Annotated in this window: 21 protein-coding genes; 10 read left to right on the plus strand and 11 right to left on the minus strand. The window is 72.7% G+C overall.

The window, feature by feature from the left end; genetic code table 11:
- Window positions 1-25: 25 nt before the first annotated feature.
- The 3 genes from DSM112329_RS04110 to DSM112329_RS04120 are packed head-to-tail and all read right to left on the minus strand — an operon-like array spanning window position 26 to window position 3,508.
- Window positions 26-1,504, minus strand: coding sequence for an NAD(P)/FAD-dependent oxidoreductase (locus DSM112329_RS04110; protein WP_354700541.1), 1,479 nt, complete (start codon window positions 1,502-1,504; stop codon window positions 26-28).
- Window positions 1,504-2,622, minus strand: coding sequence for a PDR/VanB family oxidoreductase (locus DSM112329_RS04115; protein ID WP_354700542.1), 1,119 nt, complete (start codon window positions 2,620-2,622; stop codon window positions 1,504-1,506). Before DSM112329_RS04115 ends, DSM112329_RS04110 begins: the two co-directional genes overlap by 1 nt.
- A gap of 4 nt (window positions 2,623-2,626) precedes the next feature.
- The gene (locus DSM112329_RS04120; RefSeq protein WP_354700543.1) at window positions 2,627-3,508 is read right to left on the minus strand and encodes a metal-dependent hydrolase; all 882 of its coding nucleotides are present in this window, start codon (window positions 3,506-3,508) and stop codon (window positions 2,627-2,629) included.
- A 108-nt stretch (window positions 3,509-3,616) separates the two neighbouring features.
- Between DSM112329_RS04120 and DSM112329_RS04125 the strand changes: the two genes are divergently transcribed.
- Window positions 3,617-4,255: a TetR/AcrR family transcriptional regulator gene (locus tag DSM112329_RS04125; RefSeq protein WP_354700544.1), complete on the plus strand. Its 639-nt coding sequence runs from the start codon at window positions 3,617-3,619 to the stop codon at window positions 4,253-4,255.
- A gap of 3 nt (window positions 4,256-4,258) precedes the next feature.
- On the opposite strand, the gene DSM112329_RS04130 is transcribed toward DSM112329_RS04125, so the two are convergent.
- On the minus strand, window positions 4,259-4,447 hold the full coding sequence (locus tag DSM112329_RS04130; protein ID WP_354700545.1) for a hypothetical protein: 189 nt from the start codon (window positions 4,445-4,447) through the stop codon (window positions 4,259-4,261).
- A 91-nt stretch (window positions 4,448-4,538) separates the two neighbouring features.
- Entirely contained in the window at window positions 4,539-5,507 is a 969-nt protein-coding gene (locus DSM112329_RS04135; RefSeq protein ID WP_354700546.1) for an NAD(P)/FAD-dependent oxidoreductase, read from the minus strand.
- A 47-nt stretch (window positions 5,508-5,554) separates the two neighbouring features.
- Between DSM112329_RS04135 and DSM112329_RS04140 the strand changes: the two genes are divergently transcribed.
- The gene (locus tag DSM112329_RS04140; RefSeq protein ID WP_354700547.1) at window positions 5,555-6,136 is read left to right on the plus strand and encodes an XRE family transcriptional regulator; all 582 of its coding nucleotides are present in this window, start codon (window positions 5,555-5,557) and stop codon (window positions 6,134-6,136) included.
- 42 nt (window positions 6,137-6,178) lie between these two features.
- Here DSM112329_RS04140 and DSM112329_RS04145 read toward each other — a convergent pair whose 3' ends face one another.
- Entirely contained in the window at window positions 6,179-6,784 is a 606-nt protein-coding gene (locus DSM112329_RS04145) for a hypothetical protein (RefSeq protein WP_354700548.1), read from the minus strand.
- 165 nt (window positions 6,785-6,949) lie between these two features.
- Here DSM112329_RS04145 and DSM112329_RS04150 point away from each other — a divergent pair, with 165 nt between their 5' ends.
- Window positions 6,950-8,176, plus strand: a complete 1,227-nt coding sequence (locus tag DSM112329_RS04150) for a CARDB domain-containing protein (protein ID WP_354700549.1) — start codon at window positions 6,950-6,952, stop codon at window positions 8,174-8,176.
- Window positions 8,177-8,240: 64 nt separating this feature from the next.
- Here the strand turns inward: DSM112329_RS04150 and DSM112329_RS04155 are convergent, their stop codons facing one another.
- A complete protein-coding gene (locus DSM112329_RS04155; protein ID WP_354700550.1) occupies window positions 8,241-8,822 on the minus strand; it encodes a hypothetical protein in 582 nt (193 codons plus the stop codon).
- 114 nt (window positions 8,823-8,936) lie between these two features.
- Between DSM112329_RS04155 and DSM112329_RS04160 the strand changes: the two genes are divergently transcribed.
- Together DSM112329_RS04160 and DSM112329_RS04165 are read left to right on the plus strand one after the other, a co-directional pair.
- Window positions 8,937-9,233, plus strand: coding sequence for a hypothetical protein (locus DSM112329_RS04160; RefSeq protein WP_354700551.1), 297 nt, complete (start codon window positions 8,937-8,939; stop codon window positions 9,231-9,233).
- A 9-nt stretch (window positions 9,234-9,242) separates the two neighbouring features.
- Window positions 9,243-9,407: a DUF1059 domain-containing protein gene (locus DSM112329_RS04165; RefSeq protein ID WP_354700552.1), complete on the plus strand. Its 165-nt coding sequence runs from the start codon at window positions 9,243-9,245 to the stop codon at window positions 9,405-9,407.
- Between the two features lie 35 nt (window positions 9,408-9,442).
- Here the strand turns inward: DSM112329_RS04165 and DSM112329_RS04170 are convergent, their stop codons facing one another.
- The 4 genes from DSM112329_RS04170 to DSM112329_RS04185 are packed head-to-tail and all read right to left on the minus strand — an operon-like array spanning window position 9,443 to window position 12,955.
- Window positions 9,443-10,210, minus strand: coding sequence for a ribonucleotide reductase (locus DSM112329_RS04170; protein ID WP_354700553.1), 768 nt, complete (start codon window positions 10,208-10,210; stop codon window positions 9,443-9,445).
- A 14-nt stretch (window positions 10,211-10,224) separates the two neighbouring features.
- Window positions 10,225-11,235, minus strand: a complete 1,011-nt coding sequence (dmpG, locus tag DSM112329_RS04175) for a 4-hydroxy-2-oxovalerate aldolase (protein ID WP_354700554.1) — start codon at window positions 11,233-11,235, stop codon at window positions 10,225-10,227.
- Complete coding sequence (locus DSM112329_RS04180) at window positions 11,232-12,143, minus strand: acetaldehyde dehydrogenase (acetylating) (protein ID WP_354702437.1); 912 nt, start codon at window positions 12,141-12,143, stop codon at window positions 11,232-11,234. The genes dmpG and DSM112329_RS04180 overlap by 4 nt, the downstream gene beginning before the upstream one ends.
- Window positions 12,143-12,955, minus strand: a complete 813-nt coding sequence (locus DSM112329_RS04185; RefSeq protein WP_354700555.1) for a fumarylacetoacetate hydrolase family protein — start codon at window positions 12,953-12,955, stop codon at window positions 12,143-12,145. The genes DSM112329_RS04180 and DSM112329_RS04185 overlap by 1 nt, the downstream gene beginning before the upstream one ends.
- A gap of 63 nt (window positions 12,956-13,018) precedes the next feature.
- On the opposite strand from DSM112329_RS04185, the gene DSM112329_RS04190 reads away from it, so the two are divergent.
- The 5 genes from DSM112329_RS04190 (at window position 13,019) to DSM112329_RS04210 (ending at window position 17,404) form a co-directional block, all read left to right on the plus strand.
- Window positions 13,019-13,792 carry an IclR family transcriptional regulator gene (locus DSM112329_RS04190; protein ID WP_354700556.1) on the plus strand — a complete coding sequence of 258 codons (774 nt, stop codon included), beginning with the start codon at window positions 13,019-13,021 and terminating at the stop codon, window positions 13,790-13,792.
- Between the two features lie 79 nt (window positions 13,793-13,871).
- On the plus strand, window positions 13,872-14,825 hold the full coding sequence (locus DSM112329_RS04195; protein WP_354700557.1) for a VOC family protein: 954 nt from the start codon (window positions 13,872-13,874) through the stop codon (window positions 14,823-14,825).
- On the plus strand, window positions 14,825-16,183 hold the full coding sequence (locus DSM112329_RS04200) for an aromatic ring-hydroxylating dioxygenase subunit alpha (protein WP_354700558.1): 1,359 nt from the start codon (window positions 14,825-14,827) through the stop codon (window positions 16,181-16,183). The genes DSM112329_RS04195 and DSM112329_RS04200 overlap by 1 nt, the downstream gene beginning before the upstream one ends.
- A 4-nt stretch (window positions 16,184-16,187) precedes the next feature.
- Window positions 16,188-16,904 carry an SDR family oxidoreductase gene (locus DSM112329_RS04205; protein WP_354700559.1) on the plus strand — a complete coding sequence of 239 codons (717 nt, stop codon included), beginning with the start codon at window positions 16,188-16,190 and terminating at the stop codon, window positions 16,902-16,904.
- Window positions 16,901-17,404, plus strand: coding sequence for an aromatic-ring-hydroxylating dioxygenase subunit beta (locus DSM112329_RS04210; RefSeq protein WP_354700560.1), 504 nt, complete (start codon window positions 16,901-16,903; stop codon window positions 17,402-17,404). The genes DSM112329_RS04205 and DSM112329_RS04210 overlap by 4 nt, the downstream gene beginning before the upstream one ends.

The raw sequence follows: 17,404 nt of genomic DNA on the forward strand, positions 1-17,404 counted from the left end.
GGGCCCGGGTGGGAGCCCGTGCGCGTCAGGCCGCCGGGGTCAGGTCGTACGCGGACGGGTCGAAGCGCCGCGTGCGGTGCGCGTAGGCGAAGCTCCAGCTCGGCCACAGCCCGGAGTTGTGGCCGTCCCGGGTCTGGTAGTAGCTGCGACAGCCGCCGTCGACCCAGACCGTCCCGGCGCTGCGCTCGTCGACCTCGTCCAGGAACGCCGCCTGCGCCTGCGGGCGGACTTCGACGACCGCGACGTCGCCGGCCCGCATCGCGCGCACCGCGTCGACGATGTAGCCGACCTGCTGCTCGATCATGTAGATCGCGGACTGGTTGCCGGCGGCGCCGTACGGACCGAGCACGGTGAACAGATTCGGGAAGCCCGCGTACGCGGCCCCGAGGTAGCTCTGCGGCCGCTCGTCGTACAGGTCGACCAGGCTGCGGCCGTCGCGGCCGTGGATCACGGCCCCCGCGCGGGTCGGCGCCTGGAACCCGGTGCCGTAGATGATCGTGTCGACCGCGTGCTCGGTGCCGTCGTCCGTCACGACCGCGTGGGGCCGGATCTCGCGGATGCGCTCGGTGACGACGTCGACGTTCGGCTGCGTGAGCGCAGGCAGGTACGCGTCGGTCAGGATCGCCCGCTTGCACCCGATCATGTAGTCCGGCGTGAGCCGCGCCCGCAGCCCGGCGTCGCGGACCTGGCGGCGCAGCTGCAGCCGGCCGACGGCCTCGTACGCGTGGCGGAAGCGCAGGTTGACGAACTGCACGAGCCCGAGGCCCTCGATCAGCGTGAAGATCCCCCCGCGCAGCGCGGTCTGCAGCGGCGGGACGGCACGGAAGGCGGCGCGCTGGACCCCCACCGACCGCACGTCCAGCCGCGGCATGATCCAGGGCGGCGTGCGCTGGAAGACCACCAGCCGCTCGACCTCCGGCTGGATGGCCGGGATGAACTGGGCCGCCGACGCCCCCGTCCCGATGACCGCCACGCGGCGGCCGGTCAGGTCCTGCGTGTGGTCCCAGCGCGCGGAGTGGAACGTCGTCCCCGCGAACGTCGCGCGGCCGGGGATGTCCGGCAGCACGGGATCGCCGAAGAGGCCCTGCGCGCCGACGAGCACGGTCGTCGTGAGCGGTCCTGCGGTCGTCTGCAGCTGCCAGCGCCGGGCGTCGTCGTCCCAGCGGGCGTCGAGCAGCTCCGTCCCGAGGCGGACGTGCGGCCCGACGCAGTGCTCCGCAGCCACCGCCTGCAGGTAGGCGAGGATCTCGGGCTGGGTCGCGTAGACGCGCGACCAGTCGGGGTTCGGCGCGAACGAGTACGAGTAGAGCGCGGACGGCACGTCGCACGCGCAGCCCGGGTAGGTGTTGTCCCGCCAGACGCCGCCGAGCGCATTCGCGCGCTCGAGGATGGTGAAGTCGTGCACGCCGGCCTGCTTCAGCCGCACGGCGAGCCCGACCCCGGCGAAGCCGCCGCCGACGATGACGAGGGGGACGTGCTCGACGTCCTTAGTCGGGGGCGCCATCAGAGGTCCAGGACCAGGCGCGGGCCGGCGGCGCGCGAGACGCACGGCAGCATCGCCGCCGGTCGCTCGGCGGCGAGCAGGACGCCGTCGCGGTGGTCGACCGCGCCGTCGAGGACCGTGCACAGGCAGGTGCGGCAGAAGCCCTGCCGGCAGGAGTACGCGACGTCCGGCACGGCGCGGCGGATCGCGTCCAGGGCGCTCTCGTCGGCGGCCACGTGGACGGTCCGGCCGCTGCGGGCGAGGACGACGTCGAACGCCGTGCCGTCCAGGACCGGGGGCGAGGAGAAGCGCTCATGGAACAGCGGCGTGCCGGGGGCCGCGGCGCGCGTCAGCTGGCGGACCGCGTCCATCAGGGGCGGCGGACCGCACACGTAGACGTCGGGCGGCGCGCCGCCGGGGCCCAGGCCGGGCCCGCTGCGGTGTCGCGTGAGCAGGGCGGCGACGTCGGCGAACCCGTGCTCGTCGTCTGAATGGACCACGACGTCACCGCCACGTCGCTGGGCCAGGACGTCCAGGAACGGCATGCTCGCCCGCGAGCGACCGACGTACACGAGCCGCCACGGGATCCCGCGGCGCTCGGCCGCCTGCACCATCGGCAGGATCGGCGTGATGCCGATGCCGCCGGCGACGAACAGGTACGCCGGCGCGTCGACGAGCCGGAACGCGTTGCGCGGGCCGCGGGCCCGGACGGCGGCACCCGGGCGCAGCACGTCGTGCACCTCGCGCGATCCGCCGCCGCCGTCCGGCAGCCGCCGCACCGCCACGCGGTAGGCGTCCCGCTCCTCGGGGTCCCCGCAGAGCGAGTACTGCCGCACCCGCCCCGAGGGCAGGACGAGGTCCAGGTGGGACCCGGGCACCCAGCCGGGGAGCGCGGCGCCGGCGGCCGCGCGCAGGGTCAGGCCGACGACGTCGTCAGCCTCGGGGACGACCGCGTCGACCGCGAGGTCGAGGTCGAATCCCGTCCGCCGGACGGGCCGCGGTCGTGCGAGGTAGGGCGCGGCCGGCCCCAGGACGAACACGCGCTTGTAGGCGCCGAGGACCGTCGCGACGGCCTGCAGTCCGGGCGGCGGCCGGTCGGTGCCGCGGGCGCGCGGCGAACTGGGGGTGGACGTGGTCATCGGGTCAGTGCGCGTGGCCGTTGGCGGCGGGGGAGACGGCGAGGTAGCGCAGCGCCTTGTCGAGCGGTCCCATCTGCGACGGGTGGAAGCTCGGCTTGAGGTAGACGGGGATCTCGCTGAGGAAGTGCAGGCCGGTCGGGATGACGCCGCGCGCCATCGCGCTGCCCAGCTGCCGCGGCCACCAGCGGCCCTTGTCCGGGGAGGGGTCGTTCGCGTAGAGGTAGCCGGTCGTCGCGACGAACAGGATCCCGAGCATCGCGCTGCCGACCAGGGCCGTCCGCGCGCGCCGTGCGTAGCTGCCGTCGACGTACATGTAGGCGTCGAAGGCGACGTTGCGGTGCTCGACCTCCTCGGCGCCGTGCCACCGGATCAGGTCGAGCATCATCGGGTGCATCCCGAGTTCCTCGAGGTGGTCGGCGTCCAGGACCCACTGCCCCAGGATCGCCGTGTAGTGCTCCATCGCGGCGTACAGCCCGAGGCGCTCGCACAGCCAGGCGTGCCGCGCGCGCCCGGTGAGCCCGTGGCCGGACAGGAAGGTGTCCACGAGCCACTCGATCCGCCCGACCAGCGGCGCGACCGGCAGGCCCAGCTGCTCGAGGTGTGCGTGGACCCCTTCGTGGGCGCCGGCGTGCATCGACTCCTGCCCGATGAAGCCGATGACCTCCTCCCGCAGCCGCTCGTCGGCGATCAGCGGCAGGGCCTCGGAGAGCCCCTGCGCCATCGCCCGCTCGCCCTCGGGCAGCGTCAGGTGCATCGCGTTGAAGACGTGGGTGACGAGCGCCTCGCCGGGGAGGTAGTGCAGCGGCACTCCGTCCCAGTCGAACTGCACGTCGCGCGGCGTGATGGCGATCGCCTCGTCGCGGTACGGCTCCTGCACCCGGCTCATGGTCTTGCCTCTCGGTCGGACATGCGGATATCAACGTTTCCTGATGGGTGTACCGCATCGTAAACGAAAGGTTTCTCCTTTGCCGGCGGTCGCTGCGAGAATGCGTCCGTGGGACGCACCTATGCCGGTCAGACCGCGGAGGAACGCGCCGACGCCCGGCGGCGCCAGTTGCTCGACGCCGGGCTCGAGCTGCTCGGCACCCGCGGGGTGGCCGAGTCGACCGTGCGCGGGGTCTGCGACGAGGCCGGCCTCTCGACCCGCTTCTTCTACGAGTCCTTCACGTCCCTCGACGCGCTGGCGCTCGCCGTCTACGACGAGGCGGTGGACGCGACGATCACCGCGGTCGTCGAGGCGGTGCGCGGTGCCGGGACCAGCGATGCCCACCGCGAGGCGCGTGCTCACGCGGCGATCGCGGCGATGGTCGCCGCGCTCACGGACGACCCCCGCCGCGCGCGGGTCGTCCTGCGCGAGGCGAGCGCCAGCACCGAGCTCGCGCAGCGGCGGCAGCACACGATGCAGCGCTTCGCGGCCGTGATCACCATGCTGGGCCACGCCGAGTACGGTCTGCCGGACGGGGCCGCTCCGATCGTGCCGATCACCGCGGCGTTCGTCGCCGGCGGCGTGAGCGAGCTCATGATCGCCTGGGTCGAGGGCGACGTCCCGATCCCGCGCGAGCGGCTCGTCGAGGACTGCGCCCGGCTGCTCATCGGCATCGGCGACACCGCCCGCGCGATCGCGGGCCCCTGAGCGTCAGCCCGGGCTGTCGGCCCGCGGCACGGCGGGCCGCGTGCGCTCTGCGGCCCGGTCGAGCAGGTGCACGAGCGCGATCCACCCTGCGAACTCCGACCGGTCGGGGCCGTCGAGGACGACGCCCTGGGGTGGGTCCGTGGCGTCGAATCGCACTGACACCTGCACGTGTTCCGGGTCGCTCCGCATCATGGGGACGACGGTAGTCGGGGCCGCCCCGGGCCTCACCGGGGTTGGCACCCGAAGCTTTTGCCTCCGTGCGGCGGTCGCCGGCGCCTGCCGGTCAGCCGACGCCCGCAGGCGATGTCTCGGCCGCCGCCGCGGCGGCCTCCGCCATGAGCCCGTGCACGATCATCGCGGCCGCGCTCGCCCCGGCGGCGATCGCGTTCGCGACGGTGGGCATCTGGCCGCACAGGTCGCCGGCCGCGTGCAGGCCCGCGACGCTGGTCGCCGACAGCGCGTCGACCTGGACGGTCTCGGCCGACAGGTGGCCGGGCGGGGCGATCGCGGCCCCGAGCTCGTGCGCGAGCGCGGTCCGCTGGTGCAGCGTGACCGGCACGAGCAGGCCGCCGAGGGGGCGCTCTGCCCCGTCCGCGAAGACCGCGGCCCGGAGTGTGTCGCCGTCGCCGCGAAGGGCCGCGACGTGGCGGTCGTCGACCGTCACCCCCGCCGCGGCGAGCTGCGCCGCCCGGGCGTCGTCAAGCCCGGGCGGGCCGTCGGTCAGCAGCGTCACGTCGGCCGACCAGGCGCCGAGCAGCACCGCCCGCTGCGCACCGGTGTCGCCCCGGTCCAGGACGGCCAGCGGCTGGTCGCGGACCTCCCAGCCATGGCAGAACGGGCAGTGGAAGACCGACCGGCCCCAGAGCGGCGGCAAGCCGGCGAGCGCGGGCGGGCGGTAGTCCATGCCGGTCGCCAGCAGGACCCGCCGGGCCGTGACGGACCTGCCGTCGGCGAGGTCGAGCGCGAAGCCGGCGCCCGGCACGCGGCGGCCGTGGACGACCTCGCCCCGGCGGACCTCCACGGTCGGGTAGGCGGCGAGCTCCGTGTGGCCGGCCGCGTAGAGGTCCGGGGCCGGGCGGGTGTCGTGGCCCAGCAGGCCGCCGATCCCGTGCGCGGCGAGGTTGCTCTGCCGGCCGGCGTCGACCAGGAGCGTCCGGCGGCGGGCACGGCCCAGGACGAGCGCCGCGCTGAGCCCGGCCGCGCCGCCACCGACGATCACGCACTCCCAGGTCTGGTCAGGGTCTGTCTCCATGGGGTCGACCGTGACAGGGTCGCTGCGATATGCCAAGCTCTCTTGCCATGAAGGCAAGTCCGGTGGATGAGGAAGGTGTCGACGCCCGCGTCCGTCGCCGCCTGCGTGAGCTGCGGACCGAACGCGGGCTCACGCTGCAGCAGGTGGCTGACCGCGCCGGCATCGACCTGTCGACGATGAGCCGCCTGGAGTCCGGGAAGCGACGCCTGGCGCTCGACCACATCCCGCACCTCGCCGCGGCCCTCGGGGTGAGCACGGACGAGCTGCTGGCGGCCGGGGTGACCCAGGACCCCCGGGTGCGCGGGAAGCCGCGCAAGTACGACGAGCTCACGATGTGGCCGCTGACCCACCGGATGCATCCGGGCGCGCTACAGGCCTACAAGATCGTCGTGAGCGCCCGCCGCACCCGGCCGCCCGATCCGTTGCCCGTCCACGAGGGGCACGACTGGCTCTACGTGCTGCACGGGCGCCTGCGCCTGGTGCTCGGCGAGGACGACTTCATCATCGAGCCAGGCGAGGCGGCCGAGTTCAGCACCTGGACGCCGCACTGGTTCGGCGCGGTCGACGGCCCGGTGGAGCTGATCGGCCTGTTCGGCCCCCACGGCGAGAAGCTGCACCTGCACAAGTAGCCGGGGCGCAGCCCGCCCTGCGGAGACCCATCGCTCGGCGGGTCAGGCCTCGGGACGCGGGCGGTCCGCGACGCCGGAGTCGGCCTGCTTGATCCCGGCCTCGATGTCGGCCTTCTCGGCTTCGGCGGCGGCGGCCGCGTCGGCGTCCAGCTGCCGTGCGCAGATCGGGTCGACGTCGGCGTCGCGGCCGATCGTGATCGTGGAGGCGTCGGTCCGCTTCGCCTTCGCGCGCTGGCTCTGCACCTGGACGCGGAAGGTCTCGGCGGGCTCGCACGTCTTGTCGGCGAGCGCCTTGACGGTGAAGGCGGCGACCTTGGACTTGCCGGCCTTGAGCGTCACCGTCACGCCGCGGGCGGCCCAGTCGCCGGTGGCGGCGGTCGCGGTGCCGTCGACGGCGCCGATGCGGAACGTGCAGCTGCCGCTGCCCTTCTTGCAGCTGAGCGGGATCGCGAGGCGGGCGGACTGGCTCTCGACGAGCGTTGCGCCGGGGACGGCGACCGGCAGCAGCGTCGACGGGGCCGCGGGGACCGGCGCCGGGGCCGGCTGGGCCTCCTGCGCCTGAGCCGGTGCGGCGAGGGCGGTGGCCGCGAGCAGCGGGGTGGCGACGGCGAGGGCGAGGCGGGCGATGGAGGTGCGGGTGGAGGTCATGAGAGCGCTTTCGGTCTGGGTGGTCGCGGTGTCTGGGACCAGCTAACCGAGGTCTCCATGAAGCGAACGTGAAGCGGACTTCATCCGTGTTCATCTGCGCTTCATGGGCCGCTCGCGACAGTGCGTCTCGTCAACCACCCCTGTCGCTCAAAGGAGCCGATCCACATGTCCTTCGTCCTCGCCGCCCGCACCACCCGCCTCACCGCCGTCGCCGTCTGTGCCGCATCCGCGTTCACTGGTCTCGCCGCCGGCGCCGCCCACGCGGGTCCGGCTGCCAAGCCGGATCTGTCCGTCGCCCGCGGCAACGTCACCGTCTCCGATGGTGCGCTCAGCGGATCGTTCGTGGTCAAGAACTCCGGTCGCCGCGCCCCCGCGTCGACCGCCGCGCTCAAGGTCCGGGTAAACGGCCGCACGGTGATCCTGGCACGCGTGTCGGTCCCGCCCGTCGGGTCGTTCGGCACAAAGACGGTCCGCGTGCGCGGCATGACCTCGGTCGATGCCCCGGGCCCAGGTGACCTGGTCGTCTGCGCCGACTCGGGGCTGCGAATCCGCGAGCGCAGCGAGCGCAACAACTGCCGCGTCGCCGGCGAGGTCAGCGTTACGCGCGAGGACGAGGTGATCCCGCCGACCACACCGGCACCGGCACCTGCACCAGCCCCGACACCAGCGCCGGCCCCCAAGCCGATGCCGGCGCCGAGCGGCTCCTCGGTCCCGACCAGCCCGATCGCGGTCGAGGCCGACACGGTGGTCGACCGCAAGACGGCCACCGGCAACTACTGGCTGACCGTCCCGCAGTCCTACGACGCCTCGCACAAGACCCCGGCGACGCTCTTCGTGTGGATGCACGGATGCGGTGGCCAGGGCGCGGGCGACATCTACACGATCTCCCCGATGGGGGCGAAGCAGAAGTACGTCGCGCTGTCCCTGGGCGGCCGTGAGGACAAGTGCTGGGACATGAACACCGACAGCAAGAAGGTCCTGGAGGCCATCGCGGACGTCAAGACGCACCTCAACATCAACCCGCGCAAGGTGGTCCTCGGCGGCTTCTCCTCGGGCGGCGACCTCGCCTACCGGACCGCCTTCTACAACTCGGGCCTGATCGCGGGCGTCCTGGCCGAGAACACCGCGCCGTTCCAGGACACGCAGTCGACCCAGGCCGCGTCGCTCGCCGCGGCCACCACCAAGTTCCGCGTCGTGCACCTCGCCCACACGGAGGACGACACGTACGACATCAAGCAGGTCCGCGCCGAGACCAGCGCGCTGATGGCCGCCGGGTTCCCGGTGCAGGTCATCGAGAAGGCCGGCGGCCACTCCGACGCGACCACCGACCGCGACCTCGTCGCGCACCTCCTGCCGCACCTCGAGGATCCGTGGATGTTCGCCGGCGCCTGAGCCGACCGACGACGATCCCCGAACGACCCGGCCGGTCCGCTCCCCGCGGGCCGGCCGGCCGCGTTCAGGCGCCGGGGACCAGGCGCCGCAGCGGCGGGCGCCGGAACGTCTCCTGCGCCAGCGCGGCGTTGACGGCGATCAGCGCAGCCGTGCTGGCGAGGTTCACGGCGCCGAGGACGTTCAGCACGCGCTTGGAGCGGGCCGCGGCGGCCGGTGCGTCGGCCGCCGGCGTGGCCCCGTCGTCCAGGGGGACGTCACCGCCGTGCGTCTGCGCGCTCAGGCGGACGCCGCCGATCGCGGTCGCGACGCCCGTGACGGCGGTGGTCGCGACGAGGCCGTCCTTCACGAGCGCGAGGCTGCGCTCGCGCCTGGACAGCTTCCCGGGGCGCGCCTCGTTGGCCCGCGCGCCGCTCCAGCCGACGATGACGGCGGCCAGCGAGAGCGAGTTCACGGTCCCGTAGCGACGCCACGAGCGGTTCACCACGAGGCCACGCTCGCTCGGGTTGCTGATCGCGGTGACCGCCGGACTCAGCGCGATCCGGGCGAAGAGGTTGCCGCCGAACAGGCTGGCGAGACCCAGGTCATGCAGGGCACGGCCGGCCTTCGAGGCAGTGATCGGGGGCTTGGGCACCTGGATGTCGGGCATCGTGACTGGCTGCCCCGCCCGCCGAGGCGGCAAACGGAGGTAGGGACGACCAGAGGTCAGAGTCCGGAACACCCTCCTGTGCGAGCGGTCTCCGTCCGCCACCATGGAGGGACGATGACCGCAGAAACGTCCGACGTCCTCCCGAGTTCGCCGCTGATCCTGTTCCTGCGGTGGGTGCTGCCCGCCATCGTGTGCGTGGTGGGCATCGCGCTCGCGGCGGCCAACGGCTTCGACGACGACAGCCTGGAGGGCGGGGCGGCGATCGTCGGCGCCGGCCTGTCGATCTGCCTGATGAACGTGCTCTGGCGGGTGGGGATCAGCGGCGACTCCGACCGTGACGCCGAGGTCGCCGCACGGGACCACTTCGACCGGTTCGGGCGCTGGCCTGACGAGTCCGCGCCAAGCCGTTAGCCTCGCTGCATGACCGAAGAAGACTCCGGAAAGCGCAACCTGACGTGCCCGTGCGGCGAGTTCATCCGCGGGGAGACCGAGGACGAGCTGATCGACCTCGTCAACGCCCACCTGAAGGCCGAGCACCCCGGTCACGACTACACGCGTGACCAGATCCTGTTCATGGCCACCTGAAGGGCTCGACCGCGGCGGCGCGTGGTCCGAAGCTCCTATATCGAGCTCTGGACCGCACGCCGGCGATGTTCCGCCGGCCTGGTCTGCGCCAGGCGTCGTTCGTGCACCGCGAGCACGGTCGCGACCCGCTGCGGTGTCGCGACGTCCGGGCCCCAGGCCGCGGCCGCCCGCTCCGCCGCGGCGCCGACGTCGGTCCGCAGGCCGGCGTCCTGCAGGCACATGACCCCCAGGCCGACGTGCCAGCGCTCGTCGCCCTGCACGCGGCGGACGCCCTCGAGCGTGCCGGTCAGGACGGCCGCCGCCTCCAGCTCGTCGGTCAGCGCCTGCTGGCCGATCGCGAACACGATGCCCTCCAGGACCAGGTGGTAGAGGCCGACGCCCTCGGCCAGCGAGGCGTCCCCGCCGGCCAGGCGCCGCGCCAGCGCCGGGAGGTCGTGCTCGAAGAGGGCCCGCAGCCCGGCGGTCACGAGCCCGCCGTCGTCCGCCGCGTCCGGGTCGTGCCGGACCACCTCGCGGGCGACCCGGTCGAAGAAGCGCGCGTGCCGCCGTTCGTCGCCGGCCTGGACCGCGAAGCACTCCGCCGCGAGTGAGCGGTCGCCGGCTGCGGCGGCGAACGGGGACAGGTGCTCGGCGACGGCGCGCTCGGCGACGCAGAACCCGGCCACCAGCTCGGTGATCCGGTGCCGCGCACCCGCGTCCACGGATGGCCACGCCGCGGCGTCGGCGGTGAGGTCGATCGCGCCGTCGTCCCACTGCAGTCGCCGGGCGGCGGCGAGCAGGTGGTCGTAGCCGGCGAGCGTCACGCCGTGCAGGCTAACTAGGCCGGGGCTCCCGCCTCGCGCGCCAGGTCCTCGGCCACGTCCACGATCCAGTCCTCCTGCCCCGCGACCGCCTTGCGGCGCCCGAGCTCCACCAGGATGTCCCGCGGGTCCAGGCCCAGGCGCTCGCCGTGGCGCTTGGCGTGCAGCAGGAACGTCGAGTAGACGCCTGCGTACCCGATCGCCAGCGACTCGCGGTCGGGGAACGGCTGGAACGGCATGAAGGGGAGGACGACGTGCTCGGCGGCATCGCTGAGCGCGAAGGTGTCCAGCGGCGAGTCGTGGCCCATCCGGTCGAGGGTCGCGGCCAGCAGCTCCGTGGCCGCGTTGCCCGCGCCCGCGCCGAGGCCGCGCAGGCAGCCGTCGACCCGCGCCGCACCGGCCTCGATTGCTGCGACGGTGTTGCCGATCGCGAGCCCGAGGTTGTTGTGCGCGTGGAAGCCCACGTCGCCGGTGACGTCGGCCAACGCGGCCACGCGGTCCCGGGCGCCGGACGGGACCAGGGCGCCCGCGGAGTCGACGATGTAGATCGCGTCCGCTCCGTACGACGCCATCAGCGCCGCCTGCTCGGCCAGGGCCTCCGGCGTCAGCATGTGGCTCATCATCAGAAAGCCGATCGCCTCCATGCCCAGGTCCTTCGCGGCGGCGAAGTGCTGCTCGGAGATGTCGGCCTCGGTGCAGTGCGTGGCGATCCGGACAGCGACCGCGCCGCGCTCCGCCGCGGCCTTGAGCGTCTCGCGCGTCCCGATTCCCGGGATCAGCAGGACCGCGATCCGCGCGTCGCCGGCGACCGACACCGCTCTCGAGATCAGGTCCATCTCGGAGACCGCGCTCATCCCGTACTGCAGCGAGGAGCCGCCGAGGCCGTCGCCGTGCGCGACCTCGATCATCTCGACGCCGCCCGCGACGAGCGCCTTGACGACCGCCTCGACCTGGTCGGCGGTGTACTGGTGGCGCATCGGGTGGGACCCGTCGCGCAGCGTGGTGTCGCAGACCAGAGGAGCCTTCATGCCGGGACTCCAGTGTGCAGCGTGGCGGCGATGCGCCGCCCGATCCGGCAGGCCGCCGCGGTCATGATGTCCAGGTTGCCGGCGTAGGGAGGGAGGAAGTCCCCCGCGCCCTCGACCTCGAGCAGCGCGACGACGACCGGGACCCGGCCCCAGCGCGTGTCCTGCTCGTCGATCACGACGGACTTGCAGCGATAGCCGGGGACGTACTCCGCGACCTCGGCCACCCGCGCCGCGACGGACGCCCGCACCGCCACCTCGTCGAGCGCGCCGGCCGCCGGCACCGCGTAGAGCGTGTTGCGCATCATGATCGGCGGATCGGCGGGGTTCAGGACGATGATGGCCTTGCCCTCCTCCGCGCCGCCGACGCGCTCGATCGCTCGCGCCGTCGTGCGTGTGAACTCGTCGATGTTCTTGCGCGTCCCCGGCCCGGCCGACAGCGACGCGATCGTGGACACCATCTCCGCGTAGCGCAGCGGAGCCGCCGTGTTGATCGCGTCGACGATGGGGATCGTGGCCTGCCCGCCGCAGGTGATCAGGTTCACGTTCGGGGCGCCGGCGTGCTCCTCCAGGTTCACGGCCGGGACGACGAGCGGCCCGACCGCCGCGGGCGTGAGGTCGACCGCGACCTTGCCGGCCGCCTCCAGGCGCGGTGCGGCCTCGCGGTGCGCGTAGGCGGACGTCGCGTCGAAGACGATCCGGATCTCGTCGTCCGCCAGGATGTCCTCGATGCCGTTCGACGATGTTCGTACGCCGAGCTTCGCCGCCCGCGCCAGGCCTTCGGACGCGGGGTCGATGCCCGCGAAGAGCGCCACCTCGACGTCGTCCGCCGCGCGGAGCTTGTAGAGCAGGTCGGCGCCGATGTTGCCGGTGCCGAGGATCGCGACCTTCACGGGAGCGGGCACCTCGATCACGCCTCGATGTCGATCGTCACGGTGCCGAGCAGCGGCCCGAAGTCGGCCACGTACCGCCCCGGGAGCGCATCGACCGCCGGCGTCAGCGACCCGGACAGGATCGGCACGCCGGCGGGCAGGACGTCGCCGCGGGCGCCGAGCTCGTTCGCCAGCCACGCGACCGCCTCGGCCGGGTCACCCAGAACGGCGCTGCCCTCGCCCGCCTGCAGGATCTCGCCGTCCCGTGCCAGCGTCATCTTCGTGTGCGGCAGCGGCCCGGCGTCGGGCAGCGTGACGTGGTCCCCGATCACGGCGCCGAGGCAGGACGCGTTGTCGGCGACCGTGTCCACGAGCGTGATCTTCCAGTCGCGGATGCGCGAGTCGATCAGCTCGAAGACGGGCATGACGCCGGCCGTCGCCTCGCGGACGTCCTGGGCGGAAACCCCGGGACCGGCGAGCGGACGGGACAGGATGAACCCGACCTCGCCTTCGATCCGCGGGAGGATCGCGTTCAGCGCGCTCATCGAGACGCCCTCGCCGGACCGGAAGGTGAGCGTGTCGAACAGCACCCCGAAGTCGGGTGAGTCGACCCCGAGCTGCTTCTGGATGCCCTCGCTCGTGAGGCCGATCTTGCGGCCGGTGACGGTGCGGCCGGCGGCGACGTGACCGGCGATGAGCGCGCGCTGGACGGCGTAGGCGTCGTCGACCGTGAGGTCGGGGTACATGGCGGAGATCGGGTCGAGCGGGCTGCCCGTCTCGAACGCGTCCAGCAGCGCGGTCGCCAGCGCATCGACGCGCGAGAGGTCCAGGGAAGGCGGTGGGGAGGACACCTCAGGAGCGGACCACGTCACCCCGCGGACCGCAAGCAGCGTCCTGATAGTTTGGACGCGCCCATGCTCCTGACCGTGCAGAACGTCGGCCGGATCCTCGACCTGTACGACCTGGAGCACGCGGAGCTCGGGCCGACGGAGGTCGCCGCGAAGCTCGCCATGAGCAAGTCCAAGGCGCATCTGCTGCTCACCTCGATGGCGGAGATCGGGCTGCTCCGGCGCAACCACGGCGGCCGGTACTGCATCGGGTGGCGGGCGCTGTCGCTCGAACGCCTCGTCGCGGGCAACGCGCCGTTCCGCCCGCTCGCCCGTGCGATGGCGCTGCGGCTCGCACGCCACTGCGGGGAGATGATCCATGTCGCAGCGCTGGACGCCGGGCGGGTGGTCTACGTCGACCGCGTCCCGGGCGCGCGGGCCGCGAAGGTCCCCGTGTCCAGCGTCGGGGCGGTGCTGCCGGCCCACTGCAGCGGGGTCGGCAAGCTCCTGCTGGCCCACCTGGAGCCGGCCGAGATCGACGTCGTCCTCGACCAGCACGGCATGGCCCGGCTGACCCCGGCGACCATCTGCGACCGCGAGGCCCTCTACGCCGAGCTGCACCGCATCCGCCGCGACGGGGTCGCGTTCGACCGCGAGGAGGTGCAGGCGGGGCTGTCCTGCGTCGCCGCGCCGATCGCGGACGCGGACGGCAACGTCGTCGCGGCGATGAGCATCTCGGCGCCGACGCGCAGGTTCACGGACAACGAGGGCGCCTATCGGGCAACGATCGTCAACGCCACCGAGGGCGTCGCGCGCCAGCTGCGCGCCCCGGTCCTCGACGGCGTCCCCGACGTGTCCTAGATATTCGGACTGGCGTTGCGCGCGCCGACGGCGGCCCGTTAGACCTAACGATCGTTACCGTCCTCGGAGGAAAGCCGTCATGCCGATCACCCATCTGGGCCACGCCGAACTGCTCGTCACGGACCTGGCCGCCTCCCGGGCGTTCTTCGTCGACATCATGGGCCTGCAGGTCAGCGAGGAGCGCGAGGGCACCGTCTTCCTCCGCGCCTGGCAGGACTGGGACCACCACACGCTGCAGCTGACCGAGGCCCCCGAGTCCGGTCTGGCGCACCTCGGCTGGCGCGTTCCGAAGAAGGCGGACGCCGACGAGATCCGCGCGTCGCTCGAGGCCAAGGGCATCACCGTCGACGAACGTGCCGGCGCGGACAACGAGGGCCACGGCGACTCGTACCGCTTCACCACCCCCGGCGGCCTGCCGTTCGAGCTCTACTGGGAGGTCGAGTACTACGTCGCGACCGGTGACCAGGTCTCGCGCATGGCCAGCCACCCGAGCCGCATCCCGCTCAAGGGCGCCGCGCCGCGCCGCTTCGACCACGTCACGTTCATCGTCAACGACGTCGTCGCCGAGCAGGAGTTCCTGACCGACGTCCTCGGCATCCGCCACAACTACTTCGTCTGCGGCCCGGACGGCGACCGCTGGGGCTCGTGGCTGAGCTGCAACAACGTCTCCCACGAGACCGCGGTCACCCGCAACGCGGCCGGCACCGGCGGCCTACTGCATCACGTCGCGTACTACGCGGATACGGTCGATGAGGTGACCAAGGCGGCGTCGATCCTGGTGGACCACGGCTTCGAGCTCGAGTGGGGCCCGGGCAAGCACGGCACGTCGGGCGCGACGTTCCTCTACTTCCGCGAGCCCTCGGGCAACCGCGTCGAGATCTGGACGGGCGGCATGCTGATCTTCGACCCGGACTGGAAGGCCATCGAGTGGGGTCCCGAGATCGGGCACCTGGGCAACTCCATGTGGGGGACGCCGCTGCCGGAGTCCTTCCGCGAGGGCACCGCCCTGGGCGAGCCCGAGAAGGTGGCGTGATGTCCGGGGCGAACGGCAGCGGAACCCAGCGCCCCGACTATGTCGTCGACGACAAGGAGCGCGGCGTCTTCCGCGTGAACCGGGAGTCGATGACCGACCCCGCCGTCTACCACCGTGAGCTGCGCAAGGTCTTCGCGGAGTCGTGGCTGTACCTCGGCCACGACTCGGAGATCGCCGGCGAGGGCGACTACGTCCGCCGCACGGTCGGCGGGAAGTCCATGATCTTCGTCCGCTCCCGCGACGGCGAGGTGCGCGCGTTCCACAACGCCTGCCCGCACCGCGGCGCGATCGTCTGTCGCCAGGACGCCGGCACGGCCAAGGCCTTCCAGTGCTTCTACCACGCGTGGACGTTCGACACCCAGGGCGCCCTCGTCGGCATCCCGGGCAAGGAGGCGTACGCGGACGGCTGCTTCGAGAAGGCCGACCGCTCCCTGACGCCGGTCCCGCGGCTGGACAACTACCGCGGCCTGTGGTTCATGTCGTTCAAGCCGGACATCATGTCCCTGAGCGACTGGCTGGCCGGCGCGAAGGAGTACATCGACATCCTCTACGACCAGTCGCCGACCGGGTCGATGCGCGTCGTCTCCGGCTCGCACAAGTACTCGATGCGGGCGAACTGGAAGCTGCTCGTCGAGAACTCCGTCGACGGCTACCACGGCATGCCGACCCACCAGACGTACTTCGATTACGTCATCGGCGCCGGCGGGCTGGGCGCGGGCGGCAAGAAGCTGCACGGCCGCGGCTACTCGCTCGGCAACGGGCACGCAGTCATCGAGTACTGGTCCCCCTGGGGCCGGCCGGTCGCGCGCTGGGCGCCGCAGATGGGCGACGCCGCCAAGCCGGAGATCGAGGCGACCAAGCGCGATCTGCAGGAGCGCCTCGGGACCGACCGCGCCGAGCGGATCTCCGAGTGGAACCGCAACATGATCATCTACCCGAACCTGGTGATCAACGACATCATGGCCGCGACGATCCGGACCATCAACCCGGTCGCCGCCGACATGATGGAGATCGACGCGTGGGCCATCGCGCCCGTCGAGGAGCAGGGTGACCGGCTCGAGACGCGGCTGCAGAACTTCCTCGAGTTCCTGGGCCCGGGCGGCTTCGCGACGCCCGATGACGTCGAGGCGCTCGAGTCCTGCCAGATGGGGTTCAACGCCGGCGGCGAGCAGTTCAACGACATCTCACGCGGCATGCTGCGCGAGCCGCAGATGGACGATGAGCTGCAGATGCGGACCTGGTGGCGGCAGTGGGCCGCGCAGATGTCCGGCGTCGAGGTCACCGACTGGGACGACGCGCCGCCGCCCGAGAACGTCGAGAACGCCCCGCCGGGCTGGACCATGCCGCAGCCGGCCTGACGCGATGCCCGTAGCCCTTGTGACCGGCGGCGGTGGCGCCGGCGGGATCGGTGCGGCCATCGTCGCCGGGCTGGCCGAGGCCGGGTGGACGCTGTTCGTCGCCGACCTCGAAGGCGATGCCGACCACACCGGCGACCTCTCGACCCGCGAGGGCGCGCAGGCGGCCGTCGCGGCCACGCTCGAGCGGCACGGCCGCCTCGACGCGCTCGTCAACAACGCCGGCGGCGGGGTCCTGCGCAGCTTCATGGACCACGACGAGGAGTCGATCGCCAAGACGATCGGCGGCAACCTCATGACGACCATCCACTGCACGCAGGCGGCGCTGCCGCACCTGCCCTCGCCCGGTGGCCGGATCGTGAACATCGGCGGTGAGTCCGTGCGCAACGGGCTGCTGATGCACGCGATGTACAACGCGGCCAAGGGCGGCGTGCACGGCCTGACGACCGGCCTCGCCCGCGAGGTCGCTCCGCGCGGCATCACCGTCAACTGCGTCGCCCCCTCGATCATCGCGACCGACGCGGTGAAAGGCATGCTGGCCGACCCGTCGCCGTTCACGGACGAGTGGAACGGCATGATCCAGCAGGCGGTCGACCTGATCCCGACCGGTCGTCCCGGGACCGTCGACGAGGTCGCGGCGGTCGTCACCTTCCTCTTGAGCCCGGGGGCGTCGTTCGTCACGGGCCAGATCATCAGCGTCAACGGCGGGAGCTCGATGTCATGACCACGCAAGCCATCACCGAACGGCTGCTGCTGCGCCTGGAGGCCGAGGAGTTCCTCGTCGAGGAGGCCGCGATCCTCGACGAGTGGCGGATGGACGACTGGCTCGCGCTCTTCACCGAGGACTGCCGGTACGTCGTCCCGTCGACCGACAAGCCCGACGGCGACCCGGCGACGGACCTGACGCTCGTCGACGACGACCACGAGCGCCTCTACTGGCGCGTGCACCGGCTCAAGAGCCGGCACGCCCACCGCGAGTTCCCGTCCTCGCGCACCCGCCGGCAGATCTCCAACGTGCGGATCCTGGCGGCGGACGACGACGGGTTCACCGCCACCTGCACCGTCGTGGTCTACCGCTACCGCCACGGGCAGCAGGACCACTTCGTCGGCAAGTACGTCCACGAGCTGGTCCGCACGCCGGACGGGCTGCGCATCAAGGGTCGCCGCGCGGAGCTCGACCTCGAGCGCCTGAGCCCCAACGGCGCGATCAGCATGGTGTTCTGA

It is taken from the genome of Paraconexibacter sp. AEG42_29 (assembly GCF_040581415.1).
Lineage (GTDB): Bacteria > Actinomycetota > Thermoleophilia > Solirubrobacterales > Solirubrobacteraceae > Paraconexibacter.

What these genes read in the sequence shown, in the direction of transcription:
- DSM112329_RS04110 (WP_354700541.1), bottom strand. Translation starts at nt 1,504, where the DNA reads ATGGCGCCCCCGACTAAGGACGTCGAGCACGTCCCCCTCGTCATCGTC.
- DSM112329_RS04115 (WP_354700542.1), bottom strand. Translation starts at nt 2,622, where the DNA reads ATGACCACGTCCACCCCCAGTTCGCCGCGCGCCCGCGGCACCGACCGG.
- DSM112329_RS04120 (WP_354700543.1), bottom strand. Translation starts at nt 3,508, where the DNA reads ATGAGCCGGGTGCAGGAGCCGTACCGCGACGAGGCGATCGCCATCACG.
- DSM112329_RS04130 (WP_354700545.1), bottom strand. Translation starts at nt 4,447, where the DNA reads ATGATGCGGAGCGACCCGGAACACGTGCAGGTGTCAGTGCGATTCGAC.
- DSM112329_RS04135 (WP_354700546.1), bottom strand. Translation starts at nt 5,507, where the DNA reads ATGGAGACAGACCCTGACCAGACCTGGGAGTGCGTGATCGTCGGTGGC.
- DSM112329_RS04140 (WP_354700547.1), top strand. Translation starts at nt 5,555, where the DNA reads ATGAAGGCAAGTCCGGTGGATGAGGAAGGTGTCGACGCCCGCGTCCGT.
- DSM112329_RS04145 (WP_354700548.1), bottom strand. Translation starts at nt 6,784, where the DNA reads ATGACCTCCACCCGCACCTCCATCGCCCGCCTCGCCCTCGCCGTCGCC.
- DSM112329_RS04150 (WP_354700549.1), top strand. Translation starts at nt 6,950, where the DNA reads ATGTCCTTCGTCCTCGCCGCCCGCACCACCCGCCTCACCGCCGTCGCC.
- DSM112329_RS04155 (WP_354700550.1), bottom strand. Translation starts at nt 8,822, where the DNA reads ATGCCCGACATCCAGGTGCCCAAGCCCCCGATCACTGCCTCGAAGGCC.
- DSM112329_RS04160 (WP_354700551.1), top strand. Translation starts at nt 8,937, where the DNA reads ATGACCGCAGAAACGTCCGACGTCCTCCCGAGTTCGCCGCTGATCCTG.
- DSM112329_RS04165 (WP_354700552.1), top strand. Translation starts at nt 9,243, where the DNA reads ATGACCGAAGAAGACTCCGGAAAGCGCAACCTGACGTGCCCGTGCGGC.
- dmpG (WP_354700554.1), bottom strand. Translation starts at nt 11,235, where the DNA reads ATGAAGGCTCCTCTGGTCTGCGACACCACGCTGCGCGACGGGTCCCAC.
- DSM112329_RS04190 (WP_354700556.1), top strand. Translation starts at nt 13,019, where the DNA reads ATGCTCCTGACCGTGCAGAACGTCGGCCGGATCCTCGACCTGTACGAC.
- DSM112329_RS04195 (WP_354700557.1), top strand. Translation starts at nt 13,872, where the DNA reads ATGCCGATCACCCATCTGGGCCACGCCGAACTGCTCGTCACGGACCTG.
- DSM112329_RS04200 (WP_354700558.1), top strand. Translation starts at nt 14,825, where the DNA reads ATGTCCGGGGCGAACGGCAGCGGAACCCAGCGCCCCGACTATGTCGTC.
- DSM112329_RS04205 (WP_354700559.1), top strand. Translation starts at nt 16,188, where the DNA reads ATGCCCGTAGCCCTTGTGACCGGCGGCGGTGGCGCCGGCGGGATCGGT.
- DSM112329_RS04210 (WP_354700560.1), top strand. Translation starts at nt 16,901, where the DNA reads ATGACCACGCAAGCCATCACCGAACGGCTGCTGCTGCGCCTGGAGGCC.